At 62.4% G+C, this 12,431-nt stretch carries 13 protein-coding genes and 1 tRNA gene; 13 read left to right on the plus strand and 1 reads right to left on the minus strand.

What is annotated here, in order from left to right; all coding sequences use genetic code 11:
• The first annotated feature begins 35 nt into the window (after window positions 1-35).
• Window positions 36-110 (plus strand) — tRNA-Gly (locus tag DTF_RS0102880).
• 96 nt (window positions 111-206) lie between these two features.
• Here the strand turns inward: DTF_RS0102880 and DTF_RS0102885 are convergent.
• Window positions 207-1,100 (minus strand): AEC family transporter, encoded by an 894-nt coding sequence (locus tag DTF_RS0102885; protein WP_027714098.1) that lies wholly within the window; start codon window positions 1,098-1,100, stop codon window positions 207-209.
• Window positions 1,101-1,264: 164 nt separating this feature from the next.
• On the opposite strand from DTF_RS0102885, the gene DTF_RS0102890 reads away from it, so the two are divergent.
• From DTF_RS0102890 to DTF_RS0102945, 12 genes are all read left to right on the plus strand, one after another.
• Window positions 1,265-1,585, plus strand: a complete 321-nt coding sequence (locus tag DTF_RS0102890; protein WP_027714099.1) for a hypothetical protein — start codon at window positions 1,265-1,267, stop codon at window positions 1,583-1,585.
• Window positions 1,585-2,574: a V-type ATPase subunit gene (locus DTF_RS0102895; protein WP_027714100.1), complete on the plus strand. Its 990-nt coding sequence runs from the start codon at window positions 1,585-1,587 to the stop codon at window positions 2,572-2,574. Before DTF_RS0102890 ends, DTF_RS0102895 begins: the two co-directional genes overlap by 1 nt.
• Window positions 2,575-2,576: 2 nt before the next feature.
• Window positions 2,577-4,490: a V-type ATP synthase subunit I gene (locus DTF_RS25085; RefSeq protein ID WP_051360791.1), complete on the plus strand. Its 1,914-nt coding sequence runs from the start codon at window positions 2,577-2,579 to the stop codon at window positions 4,488-4,490.
• Window positions 4,480-4,827: an ATP synthase subunit C gene (locus DTF_RS25935; RefSeq protein WP_027714101.1), complete on the plus strand. Its 348-nt coding sequence runs from the start codon at window positions 4,480-4,482 to the stop codon at window positions 4,825-4,827. The genes DTF_RS25085 and DTF_RS25935 overlap by 11 nt, the downstream gene beginning before the upstream one ends.
• Complete coding sequence (locus DTF_RS21600; protein ID WP_035055555.1) at window positions 4,828-5,133, plus strand: V-type ATP synthase subunit F; 306 nt, start codon at window positions 4,828-4,830, stop codon at window positions 5,131-5,133.
• A 4-nt stretch (window positions 5,134-5,137) separates the two neighbouring features.
• A complete protein-coding gene (locus DTF_RS0102915) occupies window positions 5,138-5,746 on the plus strand; it encodes a V-type ATP synthase subunit E (RefSeq protein WP_027714102.1) in 609 nt (202 codons plus the stop codon).
• Window positions 5,730-7,571 carry a V-type ATP synthase subunit A gene (locus DTF_RS21605; RefSeq protein ID WP_081702765.1) on the plus strand — a complete coding sequence of 614 codons (1,842 nt, stop codon included), beginning with the start codon at window positions 5,730-5,732 and terminating at the stop codon, window positions 7,569-7,571. The genes DTF_RS0102915 and DTF_RS21605 overlap by 17 nt, the downstream gene beginning before the upstream one ends.
• Window positions 7,572-7,594: 23 nt before the next feature.
• Entirely contained in the window at window positions 7,595-8,953 is a 1,359-nt protein-coding gene (locus DTF_RS0102925) for a V-type ATP synthase subunit B (RefSeq protein ID WP_051360926.1), read from the plus strand.
• On the plus strand, window positions 8,954-9,571 hold the full coding sequence (locus DTF_RS0102930; protein WP_027714104.1) for a V-type ATP synthase subunit D: 618 nt from the start codon (window positions 8,954-8,956) through the stop codon (window positions 9,569-9,571).
• 2 nt (window positions 9,572-9,573) lie between these two features.
• A complete protein-coding gene (locus DTF_RS0102935) occupies window positions 9,574-10,020 on the plus strand; it encodes a universal stress protein (RefSeq protein WP_035055557.1) in 447 nt (148 codons plus the stop codon).
• Window positions 10,021-10,081: 61 nt separating this feature from the next.
• Window positions 10,082-10,978, plus strand: coding sequence for a GerMN domain-containing protein (locus DTF_RS0102940; RefSeq protein ID WP_155890687.1), 897 nt, complete (start codon window positions 10,082-10,084; stop codon window positions 10,976-10,978).
• A gap of 139 nt (window positions 10,979-11,117) precedes the next feature.
• Window positions 11,118-12,422: an aminotransferase class I/II-fold pyridoxal phosphate-dependent enzyme gene (locus DTF_RS0102945; protein ID WP_027714107.1), complete on the plus strand. Its 1,305-nt coding sequence runs from the start codon at window positions 11,118-11,120 to the stop codon at window positions 12,420-12,422.
• Window positions 12,423-12,431 lie beyond the last annotated feature (9 nt).

Consider the following 12,431-nt stretch of genomic DNA (forward strand, 5'->3'; position numbering starts at 1 on the left):
AATAAGCCCGCTCGCGACAGCGGGCGGCAAAATGAGCGGGAATAACTCAGTGGTAGAGTGCAACCTTGCCAAGGTTGAAGTCGCGGGTTCGAATCCCGTTTCCCGCTCCAAAAAATAATCAAGCCCCCAGATCCGAAAAGATCCTGGGGGCTTTTTGCGTTCGAAATTGTCAGGTGTCAACCCCTCTGTATCCGGAGGGGTTTTTTTTATTGCTGCAGATACAGAATGACGGTCAGGGACAGGGCGCTCAGCATGGTGGTGGCGAAGATGGCTCCGGCCAGCAGGTCGGGACGGGTATTGAAGCGCAGGCAGTAGAGGAGGGGGAGCACGGCCGAGGGGGTGCTTGTCTGCAGGATCACGACGTCCCTGGTAAGGCCCTTTATACCGAGCAGGGTTGTGATCCCCCAGGCGACAAGCGGGGCCAGAAGGAGGCGCAGCAGGACGGATACGGAAATAAAGCCGGTATTCCCCTGCAGCCGGGTCCGGGCCAGCTGCATGCCCAGAAGCACCAGCATCAGGGGAATGGCTGCCTGCCCCAGAAGGGTGATGGCTCGAAGAAGAAATTCCGGGATCTCCCAGTCGAGATATTTGAGGCAAAAGGCCAGAAGGACGGCGTGGAAAATCGGTATCTTGCACGTATTCAGAAGGACGCGGCCGAGCGGCGCCTTGGATCCCTGGGCGATCATGATGGCGACGGTGCCCAGCGAGAGATTGAACATCACGAAGATCAGGATGGAGGCTTCCAGACCGCGGTCGCCAAAGGCAAAGTAGGCCAGGGGCAGACCGAAATTGCCGACATTCATCATAGCTGTGCCCAGGCACAGGGCTCCGCGGGCGTCACCCTCCATTTTCAGAAGGCGTCCGGTCAGATAGGCCATGGCCAGCAGCGCGGCGGTATACAGAATCATGAAGAGGAATAGGTCCGAGGCCATGGCAAAGGAGATTTCACGCGCGACCAGTGCGGAGAAGACCAGGCAGGGGCTGAACAGGTAAAGGGAGACATCGGAGAGGGGGCCCAGTGGGAGGTCCGTTCGTTTTTCAAGGATATAGCCGGCCAGGATGATCAGAAACACCGGCAGGATGATCTGGACGAAGAGCATGAAATCTCCAGGTGGATGATAGGGGGGGCGTGACGGGAGAGTATCATGGCTGCCGGAGCTCCGCAATGGTTCGGATGGTGAGTGTCGGCTGCCTTGAATGAACGGCAAAAGCTGATAGCGTTGTATTACCGGGTAGTTTCATGGCTGAGCGAAAGAAGGCGTCCATGGGCTTTGCAGATGATATCCGAGGAGTGCTTGAAATCGAACGGGAGGGAAAGAAGCGCCTTGCCGCTGCACGGGAGGAGGCTCAACGAGCCCTTGATCTTGCTCGCGACGAGTCCCGGCGAATACTGGAGGAAGGGGAGCTCAGCCTGGTTCGGCAGAGGGAGAAGCGTACGGAGGCGGTGCAGGCTGAGATCGCCGGTGAGGTTGAAACTCTGGAAAGGCGATTTCGGTCAGAATCCGACAGGTTGTCTCACCTTGCAAGACAGAACCATGATGCCGCCGTCCGGAAAATACTTGCCTGGCTCTGGGGAGAGAATTGATGGCCCTGCGGTTGCTCAGGTATTCCTATGGCGCAGTGCGATCCCGGGCCCTGGCTGCCGGTTTGCTGAAGCCGGAGCAGATCGGGGATCTGCTTGACTGCGCTTCGAAAACCGAGGCTGAGCGTTGGCTGGAAAAAAAGGTCGACATCCCCGCCGGAGCGGTCGAAGCCGGCCTTCATGGCCGGTTTATGGCCTTTGGAAAAAAAGTTTCCCGCTCCCTGCCGACTCCGGCCCGTGAACTTCTCTTCTCTTATCTCTCCCGCGGCCAGGTCGAAAATTTGAAGGTGCTCTGTCGGAACCTTCTGGTCGACCGACGGCAGGAGACGGACCGATTTCTGCTCCCCGATGCGCAGGGAAAAATCGTGACCACCCACTGCGCCGCCGCCGGCACTCCGGAAGAACTTCTCAAGCGTCTTCCCCGCAGCCCCTACCGGGATGCCGTCCGTGCAGCACTGGCGGCGTCCCCGGAAGAACGCCTCTTCCGGGTGGAATCTGGACTGGACCGCACCTTCTGGGAAATGGTTTGGGAACGGTCCCGGCGCCTGGCCTTTTTCGACCGCCGGGCCGCACTGGAGATTCTGGGCATGCGGGCCGACATTGAATGGTGCAGGGTGCTCGGCCGGGGGATAAGAGCGGGTCTGCCGGCGGCAACCATCCTCGACTCGCTGCCGCCGCTCGGGGCCCTCCTGCCGGCGAGGCGGGTGCGGATCGCCTTGAAATCGGAGAATCCGGCCGCTGCGGTGGCGCAGCTCATGACCGGGATCGACGGTGACCCTCTCGGAACGGATGGGGAGACGTTTCTGTTCCGGCGTCTCTATCGTCATCTGCGGCGGACCCTTATCTCTCACCCCTTCGACGTCTCCGTTCCTCTCAGCAGCCTTCTTCTGATGGAACTGGAGACGCATGATCTGAAATCGATTTTCGGCGGCAAGCGTGTCGGCTCCGCACGAGAAGATATCCTCCCCTTTCTGAGTTCCTATGGAGTCTGAGGATGTTTCGGCCCCGCCCCATGGCCCAAGTGGAAATTCTTTTGCTGCAGCGGGATCTGACGACGGTTCTTCGCGCCCTGGCTCGGGAAAGGATCATTCACCTCCACCGGATGGAGGTCGCCGGAGCCGAGCCGGATCGCGGCGAAAAATTCGGCAGTGACCTGCTCAGCCGGTATGCCGCCTTCACCGGTCTGCTGGAGAAAATCGGGGAGGAGATGGGTGTTGCCTGCACGCCGGGGAAGCTTCTTCCCCCTGGCGACTTCCCCGAGTGGGAGGAATGGGCTTCGCAGTTGCGGCAACGCCTGTCCAGTCTGCGGCGGCGGCATGAACAGATGACTCGATTGCGCCTCTATTTCGGGATTCTGAGTATCTTCATGCGCCGCATGGCTGGTATTGAGGGGGATTTCTCCGAGCTTCGCGACCTGAGTTTCTCCTTGCTGCGGCTGGGGATTGTCCCGACGGCCCGCCTCGCGGAACTGCCCCTGAACGTCCCCGGTCTTACAGTCTACCCGCTGAAACAGACCGGCGGCAATCTCCTGGTGGCCATTCTTTCCTCCCGACGCCGCCAGGGCGATCTGGAGCGCCATCTTGCCGAATCAGGGACGGTCGTCGTCCCCCTGCCGGCGAGGCTATCGGGTCCCTTCGCGGAGGCGCCGGCCCGCATGAAACCGCTGCAGAAGCTGATCCGCAGACGCTTGAGACGGTTGGAGAACAAAATATCGAAACTGCGCCGGGAGAATGAGACATTGCTTCGAGATCGGTGGCACACCATCGAAGTCGAAAACCGGCTCCTCAAGGCCGGCGATGAGCTCGGCTATACCGGGCGGACGGCCGCGATCGGCGGTTGGGTGCCGCGGCGGCGTCTAGCCGAGCTCAGGAAAATTCTCGATGGAGGCTGTTCCGGAAGGTTCATCCTTCACCATACCCGCGCCCTGGGCGAGGAGACGCCGGTCCAGTTTTTCAACCCGGCGTTCTTGCATCCTTTCCAGAGGCTCCTCTCCATCCTCGGAACCCCCACTTACGGGGAGGTGGAGCCGACCCCGCTGCTGGCCCTCGGCTTTCTGGTGCTCTTCGGCATGATGTTCGGGGATGTCGGTCACGGTCTTGTTCTGCTGACCGTCGGCGTGGTCATGCATCACTTCTCCCGTTTTCGCGACGCCGGGCTGATTGTTGCGGAAGTTGGAGTTTTCGCGGGGTTGTTCGGTCTGCTCTTCGGAAGCTTCTTCGGTCGGGAAGACCTTTTTGCACCCCTCTGGTTTTCGCCGTTTCACGATATCCCCCGGCTGATGCTGGCCTCACTGGTCCTGGGCGTCTCCCTGATTCTGACCGGCTTGCTTCTGCGCATCTTTAACGGTCTGCGGACGGAGCGAATCATGGCGGTTCTTACCGATCGCTACGGGGTCGCCGGTCTGGTCTTTTACGCGGGCAGCCTGGCCACTGCCGTTTTCGTTTACCGGGGTATGCTGCCGGCTGCAGCCCTTCTCTGGCTGGCGGTTCCGCTGGCGGCCATATTCTTCCATCCTTTTGCCGAGCGGGAATCGACGTGGACTCCGACCGGAATGCTGCTGGCCGAAGGGGGGATCGAAGTGCTGGAGACCGCTCTCGGCTTTTTGGCCAACACCTTCTCCTTCCTGCGAGTGGCCGCCTTCGGGCTGGCCCACGTCGGCTTGTTCATGGCCGTATTCGCGGTGGCGGACCAGGTACGGGAGGCCGCCTTCGGACCTCTATGGGTGGCCCTCGTGCATGTAACGGGGAATGTGGTCATTCTGGTTCTGGAAGGATTGGTGGTTTCCATTCAGGCGGTCAGGCTCGAATTCTACGAGATCTTCAGTAAATTCTTCCGGGGAACCGGAGTCACCTACCGTCCGCTGGCCCTTGAACCGGGGCTCGAAAGGAGAGACCGAGATGCGCGCTAAACGTTTGGTTGCCTCGCTCACCCTCTTCAACCTGGCAATCCTCTTTCTGGTTCTCGGGATCGTGGCCTGGGCCGGGAACTCGCTGGCGGAGCCGGCGGCAGCGGCCGAACAGATGCCTGACGGGATGAGGGCCTGGGGCGCCATGGCCGCCGCCGTCGCCGTCGGTCTCGGTTCCCTCGGAGCCGCCATCGCCGTGGCCGTCGTCGGCAGCGCAGCCATGGGTGCGATGAGCGAGAAGCCGGAACTCGGCGGCCGGGCCCTGATCTTTCTCGGCCTGGCGGAGGGGATCGCCATCTATGGACTGATCATCGCCATCATGATCCTGGGTAAGTTCTGAATGAGCATCCGGGTGCTCGGTTCCGTCGAAATGGTCACTGCCTTCGCCCTGGCGGGAGTCGGCGGCCGGACCGTGGCGCACAGGTCCGAATTGCTTGCGGCCCTGGATGAGACCGAACGAATGGATGGAATCCGGGTTCTGGCCGTGGAAGAGGAGATCGCCGCCTGGGCGCGGGATGAAATCGACCGGCTGAAGCTCGACGCCCAGGCGCCGCTGGTGGTCGAGGTGCCCGGTCCCCGGGGACCGGCGGAGGAGCGGCAAACGGCCCTGGACCTCGTCCGAAGAGTGCTGGGAATCAGGATATGAGAGGATGATGAGGAATATGCCCCTCAAGCTCAAGGATGAGCTCCTGCGCGAAATCGATGCGGAAATCGAGCAGACCCTTGCCCGGGCCCGGCAGGATGCCGAGGCGATCGTCACCGAGGCCCGCCGCCGCCGGGATAACAGGGAGAGGGAAGGTCTGCGCCGCCTGGAGGACGAATTGAACGTGTCTCGCCGGCGGGCCCTGGCCCGGGCCGAGCTGGATGGGCGCAATGCCCTGCTGAGGCTGAAACGGGAGGAGACGGACCGGGCCTTCGCCGCCGCCCGGGAGGAACTTGCCCGCATGGAGTCTGCCGATCCCGATCGTTACACAGCCCTTCTGGAGCGGATATTCCGCTCCTGCCGCCGCATGCTTCCGCCGGGACCGGTCAAGGCCAGGATCGGCCGGGGGAAAGAGGCTCTGCGGGAGCGACTGGCCGGCGAAGAGGGGGTCGAAGCGGTCTCCGATCCCGATCTGCGGGGAGTCATTCTGGAGAGCGCCGACGGGCGTCTGCATTGCGACGGGTCCCTCGAAGGGCTGCTGAGCAGCCTGCGGCAGGAAAGGGCGGCGGAAATCGAAGGGATCCTCTTTGGAGACGGCGATGAGCGCGAAGAATAGGGAAAACGCCACGGGCATCGTCGTCTGGGTAAACGGACCGGTGGTACGGGCCCGCTGCGAGGCGGGATTCCGGATGCTGGAGGTGGTCAAGGTCGGCGGCGCCGGACTGGTCGGCGAGGTCATCGGGATCCACGGTGATCTGGCCACCATCCAGGTTTACGAGGATACGTCGGGGCTGCGCCCGGGAGAAGTCGTCGAGGGGAGCGGCTCCCCTCTGAGCATCGAACTCGGACCGGGTCTGGTCTCCCAGGTGATGGACGGCATCCAGCGGCCGCTGAAGCGTCTGCGGGCCGCCGCGGGCGATTTCATCCACCGCGGCGTAAGCGTTCCGCGGCTGGACCGGGAGCGCCGTTGGGAGTTCGAGCCGCGCCTGGAGAAGGGAACCATGGTCGAAGGGGGGGAGATTCTGGGCATCGTGCCCGAGACTCCCCTGGTCGAACACCGCATCCTGGTTCCGATCGGGGTTCGCGGCGAGCTGGTTTCGGTGGCCGGGCCCGGGCCATACACGGTGGATGAGATCGTCGCCAGGGTGGACGCCTGCGGCGCAGAGATCCCCCTGACCATGCGGCAGCACTGGGAGGTCCGACGCCCCAGGCCGGTGCGGGAGCGGCTGATGCCTTCGGTCCCCCTCCTCACCGGGCAGCGGATCATCGACGTCTTCTTCCCTCTGGCCAAAGGGGGGACCGCGGCCATTCCCGGCGGTTTCGGCACCGGCAAGACGGTGACCCAGAACAACCTGGCCAAATGGTGCGACGCCGACATCATCGTCTATATCGGCTGCGGGGAGCGCGGCAACGAGATGACGGGTGTGCTTACCGATTTCCCGCAGCTGAAGGACCCCCGCTCCGGCCGGCCGCTGATGGAGCGGACGATTCTCATCGCCAACACCTCCAACATGCCGGTGGCCGCCCGCGAGGCCAGTATCTATACCGGGGTTGCCATCGCCGAGTATTTTCGCGACATGGGCTACCACGTCGCCGTCATGGCCGACTCCACCTCGCGCTGGGCGGAGGCGCTGCGCGAAATCTCCGGCCGCCTGGAGGAGATGCCGGCCGAGGAGGGCTTCCCCGCCTACCTGGCCACCCGGCTGGCCGAGTTTTACGAGCGCGCCGGCCGCGTGGTCACCCTCAGCGGAGAGGAGGGATCGATCTCCATCATCGGGGCGGTTTCGCCTCCCGGCGGCGACTTCTCCGAGCCGGTCACCCAGCATACGAAGCGATTCGTGCGCTGCTTCTGGTCCCTCGACAAGGAGCTCGCCTCCGCCCGCTTTTTCCCTTCCATCAACCCCATGGACTCCTACAGCGAGTATGATCGGTCGGTGGAGGCGTGGTGGCAGGAGGCGAGCGAGGAGGACTTCGGCGCCCTCAAGGAAAGAGCCCGGTCGATCCTGCGCGAGGACAGCGGTCTGCAGCAGATCGTTCGGCTGATCGGCGAGGATGCGCTTCCGGACGACCAGAAAATGACCGTCCTGGCCGCACGCCTGCTCCGGGAGGGGTTCCTCCAGCAGGATGCCTTCGAGCCGGTCGACATGTACGCCCTGCCCGACAAGCAGGTGAAGATGCTGCGGGCCATCCTGCGCTTCTGCGACATGGGGCGGGTGCTGGTGCGCAAGGGGATCCCCGCCGGCCGCCTCCGCGACCTCGAATCCTATCTGGTGCTGCAGCGCATGAAATCGACGGTGGGAAACGAAGAGACCGACCGGATCGATGCCATCGTCCATGAAACCGAAGAGGAGATGTATCGCACCTTCCCCATCGACGAACGGGATTTCTTCGCCATTTCCGACCGGCCGCCAGCCGGCGGCAGGCCCGGAGGGAGAAAGTGACTGAGCTGGCCTATCGCGAATACATGGGCGCCCAGCGCGCCCGGGGGCCGCTCCTCTTCATCGAGGGGGTGGAGGGGGTCGGCTATGATGAACGGGCGGAAATCCTGCTGCCGGACGGCGGAACCCGGCAGGGGAGGGTTCTGGAAGTCGGCGAGGAGATGGCCGTAGTGGAAATATTCGAGGGGAGCGGCGGCCTGCTTCTTGGTGATATCCGGATCCGTTTTCTCGGTCGCCCGTTTCACCTGACGGTCAGCGAGGAGATGCTGGGCCGGGTTTTCGACGGCCTCGGCCATCCGCTGGACGGCGGTCCGGCGACGGTGTCGAAGGTGAAGCGCGACGTCAACGGCAGCGCCATCAACCCTCTTGCCAGGCTCTACCCAGAGGATTTCATCGAGACCGGCGTCTCCGTCATCGACGGCATGAACACCCTGGTGCGGGGGCAGAAACTCCCCATCTTCTCCGCTTCCGGTCTGCCGCACAACGAGCTGGCCGGGCAGATGATCCAGCATGCGCGCATCAGCGAACAAGAGAACTTCGCCCTGGTCTTTGCCGCTATCGGGGTGAAGCACGATGTGGCCCGGATGTTCCAGGAGCTCTTCGAGGCCGGGGGGGTGACCCGGCAAGTGGTCATGTTCCTCAATCTGGCCAACGACCCCTCCATCGTCCGGCTGATGACGCCGAGGGTCGCCCTGACCGTGGCCGAGTACCTCGCCTTCGACCTCGGCCGCCATGTGCTGGTCATCATGACCGACCTCACCAACTACGGCGAGGCGCTGCGCGAGGTCGCCACCGCCAAGGGGGAAGTCCCCAGCCGCAAGGGGTTTCCCGGGTACCTTTACTCCGATCTCGCCTCCCTCTTCGAGCGGGCCGGCCGGATCGAGGGGCGGCCGGGATCGATCACCCAGCTGCCGATCCTGACCATGCCCAACGACGACATCACCCATCCGATACCCGACCTCACCGGCTACATCACCGAGGGGCAGATCGTCCTCGACCGGGACCTCTTTCGCAAGGGGATCTATCCGCCGATCAACCCACTGCCGTCCCTCTCCCGACTGATGAACGACGGCATCGGCGGCGGCAAGACGCGCGAGGACCACGCCCATCTGTCCTCCCAGCTCTACGCCGCCTATGCCCAGGCGCGGCAGATCGAAAGGCTGTCCACCATCATCGGCGAGGGGGAGCTCTCGCAGCTCGACCGCCTCTATCTCGAATTCGGCGAGGCCTTCGAGCGTCGCTTCATCGCGCAGGGGCCGCAGGAGGGACGCTCCCTGGAGCGGACTCTCGACCTGGGGTGGGAGTGCCTTTCCATCCTCCCCCCGGACGAGCTGAGCCGGGTCACCGCCGAGGAGATCGACCGCTATCTGGGCAAGGGGCGTTAAATGGAGAGGCTGCGAGTACCTGCCACCAAGAGCAATCTGATCCGCCTGCGAGATGAGCTGAGCTTCGCCCGCGAAGGGAAGAATCTGCTGACCCAGAAGAGGGAGGTCCTGGTATCGGAGCTGCTGCGGCTGCATGAAGACGCCCGCAAGGTTCGCGAGGAACTCGACGATCTTCTTGCCAGGGCCTACGGGGCCTTCGCCGAGGCGACCATGCTCGAGGGCTTCGACGCCCTGGCCCGGCTCTCCCTGGGGGCGGCGCCTGTACCGCAGGTCAAGATTCACGAGCGCAGCGTCATGGGGGTGGTCGTCCCTATCATTGAGGCGCCCCCCGAACGGCAGTGGCGGCCCATCTCCGGCCTGGCCGGCGCCTCGGTCGCCGCCGACCGGGCTTCCGAGCTCTTCCAGGAGGTCGCCGACAAGCTGTTCGAGGTGGCGGAAATCGAGACTGCTATCTACCGGCTGGCCATGGAGACACGAAAGACCCTCCGGCGGGAGCGGGCCCTGGAGAATCTCCTGATTCCCCAGTATGCCGCCACGGTCAAGTTCATTCAGGAGACCCTGGAAGAGAGAGAGCGCGAAGGCTTCTACCAGATGAAACTGCTGAAAGGGAAGAGGTGACGGTGAGTCCCGAAGGCTTTTTCAATCGGCTGCTGATCCCCGTGGACGGCTCAAAGAGCTCGCTCAAGTCGGCCCGCTTCGGTCTGCGCCTGGCCGGTCACGAAAATTGCGAGGTCATCGCCGTTCACGTGATCGACGAGGAGAACGCCGCCGACCTCGCTCTCTATTCCGACCGTCCGGTCGAGGAGATCCTGGAGAGGATGAGGCGCGGAGGCGAGAGTTATATCGAGGAAATCGAGGAGATCGCCCGACGGCACCGGGTGCGGTTCGTCGGAGAGGTGCGGGTCGGCATCCCCCACCGGGCCATTCTGGCGATTGCCGAAGAACGCGACGCCGACCTGATCGTCATGGGAACGGTGGGGCGCAAAGGACCCCGGAGGGTCCTGATCGGCAGCGTCACCGAAAGGGTCATCGAACAGTCGCCTGTGCCGGTGCTGGTGGTTAAATAAAAGGTGAAAGGTGAAAGGCCTTGAACTGGTTGAAAATTTCTTTTGGCCGGAAGGATTTGTCGTGAAAAACTTAAAGTTGATTCTCGCAGTGTGTTCGGTCCTTGTCGGGACCATGCTTCTAAGCGCTTGCCCCGGTGAGGAAAAGGAGAAGACGTCAAAAATCCCTGCCTGGAGTCAGGGCGATGTCCGGGCCACGGGAAGCTATATCGAGCATTTCGGTGAGCCGCCGACGGTCAAGGAGGGAACCTGCTACGCTCAGGTGGGTTACTATCCCCTTGCCGATGCTCCAGGAAAACTTCGACCGTTCCCGCTATTTCTCTTCAATCCGGATAAACGCCTGGAACTTATCACCGAACATCTGCTTCACTGGGGAGAGGGGTGGGATATGGGCGGGGTGCTCCTCAACCCGTTTCCGCCGGGAACACAGCTGGTCTCCTTGAGCCGGGAAGGGGACCTGGTGCGGGTCGAACTCTCCCCTGAAATCGCGGAGGTCGACAACCTCCAGCGGCAGGTCGTCATCAATGTCCTCGGTCTGACCCTGGCGCAGTTTGAAGGAATTTCCAGGGTGATGGTAATTGCCGGCGGAGAACTCCTGACTGACCAGGCCGAAAAGGCCTTCATCCCCGACGGCTCCGTGGTGGCGGGGCCGGGAGAACCGCTGGTGCTGGCCGTCACGGGAACCTGGGAGGAGGATCGGAAAGATCCCGAGGAAGTCTCCATCTTCTTCGACCGCCCCATTACGGTGGAGGAGATCGACCTGAAGGATGAACGCGGAAACCCTCTTCAGGGAGATTACTACCGCTCCGTTTTCGACATGGCGGTGGTTCTTCATCCGGCAGACCCTGCCGCCGTCACCGAAGGGATGCCTCTAAAAGTCGTCTGGAAGGTTTCCGACCGGCTGGGGCGCAAGGGGGCGGGGGAGAAGACCTTCGCGCTGAAGCGGCTTGAGCATCCTTGAAAACATTTACCGTATACCTGAAAGCTCTCCAACATTCCCGTTGACAAGGGCTCGGCAATGCTGATTTAATACCGCGCTGGTGCTAGCGCCCGCTTCGTGCGGGCGTCCGACTCTTTTTAATTCGTCCGAGGAGAATACGATGAATCCATTGGCCAAGGAACTGAACGATCTGATCGCCCAGCATAGTCCGCACATGCTGGAGATGCTTTCCGACCTCGGGAAGAATCTCTTCTTCCCCAAGGGAATCCTCACCCAGTCCGCCGAGGCGAAGGAGAAGGCGCACAAGTTCAACGCCACCATCGGCATCGCCACCGAAAACGGCGGCCCGATGTTCCTGCAGTGCATCCAGGACAAGCTCTCGGCCTTCGATCCCAAGGACATCTATCCCTACGCGCCGCCGGCAGGAAAGCCCGAGCTTCGCTCCCTCTGGCGGGAGAAGATGCTGCGGGAGAACCCCAGCATGCAGGGGAAGCATTTCAGCAATCCCGTCGTCACCAACGCCCTGACCCATGGCCTCTCCATCGTCGGCGACATGTTCGTCGATCCGGGCGATCACCTGGTCCTGCCGGACATGCTCTGGGGGAACTACAACCTGACCTTCGGCACCTGCAACGGCGGCATCGTCAAGAAGTTCCCCACCTTCACGGTGGCCGGCGGCTATGACGTCGACGCGTTCAAGACCGTTCTGCAGAACACCGCCGAGGAGAAGGGGAAGGCAATCGTCCTGCTCAATTTCCCCAACAACCCCAGCGGATACACCCCGACCGTTGCCGAAGGCGAGGCCATCGTCGCCGCCATCCGCGAAGTCGCCGAGGGCGGCTGCAACGTCGTCGCCATCACCGACGATGCCTACTTCGGACTCTTCTACGAAGATTCGATGACCGAGTCACTCTTCGGCAAGCTGGCCAACCTCCATCCCCGCATTCTCACCATCAAGCTCGACGGCGCCACAAAGGAGGAGTACGTCTGGGGTTTCCGCACCGGCTTCATCACTTTTGCCGACGGCAACGATTACGAGAACGCTCCGGTCATCACCGCCCTGGAGAAGAAGACCATGGGGATCATCCGGGCCAAAATATCCAACTGTCCGCATCCCTCCCAGACTTTCGTCATCGAGGCGCTGCGCTCCCCTGACTTCCTCAAGCAGAAGGAGCAGAAGTACGAAGTGATGAAGGGGCGCGCCCTGAAGACCAAGAAGGTCCTCGACAGCGGCAAATACGACAAGGCCTGGGAGTACTACCCCTTCAACTCCGGCTACTTCATGTGCCTGAAGCTCAAAACGGTCGATGCCGAGAAGCTGCGCGTGCATCTCCTCGACAAGTACGGCGTCGGGACGATCTCCATCGGCAAGACCGACCTGCGCATTGCCTTCTCCTGCATCGCCGAGAAGGATATTAAGGAACTCTTCGATCTGATCTACCAGGCGGTGGGTGATCTGGCCTGATTAACTCGG

The sequence above is a fragment of the Desulfuromonas sp. TF genome (assembly GCF_000472285.1).
Taxonomy (GTDB): Bacteria; Desulfobacterota; Desulfuromonadia; order Desulfuromonadales; family ATBO01; genus ATBO01.

Excerpts from the sequence above, each read along its gene's own strand:
- DTF_RS0102885 (WP_027714098.1), bottom strand. The coding sequence starts at position 1,100 with ATGCTCTTCGTCCAGATCATCCTGCCGGTGTTTCTGATCATCCTGGCC.
- DTF_RS0102890 (WP_027714099.1), top strand. The coding sequence starts at position 1,265 with ATGGGCTTTGCAGATGATATCCGAGGAGTGCTTGAAATCGAACGGGAG.
- DTF_RS0102895 (WP_027714100.1), top strand. The coding sequence starts at position 1,585 with ATGGCCCTGCGGTTGCTCAGGTATTCCTATGGCGCAGTGCGATCCCGG.
- DTF_RS25085 (WP_051360791.1), top strand. The coding sequence starts at position 2,577 with ATGTTTCGGCCCCGCCCCATGGCCCAAGTGGAAATTCTTTTGCTGCAG.
- DTF_RS25935 (WP_027714101.1), top strand. The coding sequence starts at position 4,480 with ATGCGCGCTAAACGTTTGGTTGCCTCGCTCACCCTCTTCAACCTGGCA.
- DTF_RS21600 (WP_035055555.1), top strand. The coding sequence starts at position 4,828 with ATGAGCATCCGGGTGCTCGGTTCCGTCGAAATGGTCACTGCCTTCGCC.
- DTF_RS0102915 (WP_027714102.1), top strand. The coding sequence starts at position 5,138 with ATGATGAGGAATATGCCCCTCAAGCTCAAGGATGAGCTCCTGCGCGAA.
- DTF_RS21605 (WP_081702765.1), top strand. The coding sequence starts at position 5,730 with ATGAGCGCGAAGAATAGGGAAAACGCCACGGGCATCGTCGTCTGGGTA.
- DTF_RS0102925 (WP_051360926.1), top strand. The coding sequence starts at position 7,595 with ATGGGCGCCCAGCGCGCCCGGGGGCCGCTCCTCTTCATCGAGGGGGTG.
- DTF_RS0102930 (WP_027714104.1), top strand. The coding sequence starts at position 8,954 with ATGGAGAGGCTGCGAGTACCTGCCACCAAGAGCAATCTGATCCGCCTG.
- DTF_RS0102945 (WP_027714107.1), top strand. The coding sequence starts at position 11,118 with ATGAATCCATTGGCCAAGGAACTGAACGATCTGATCGCCCAGCATAGT.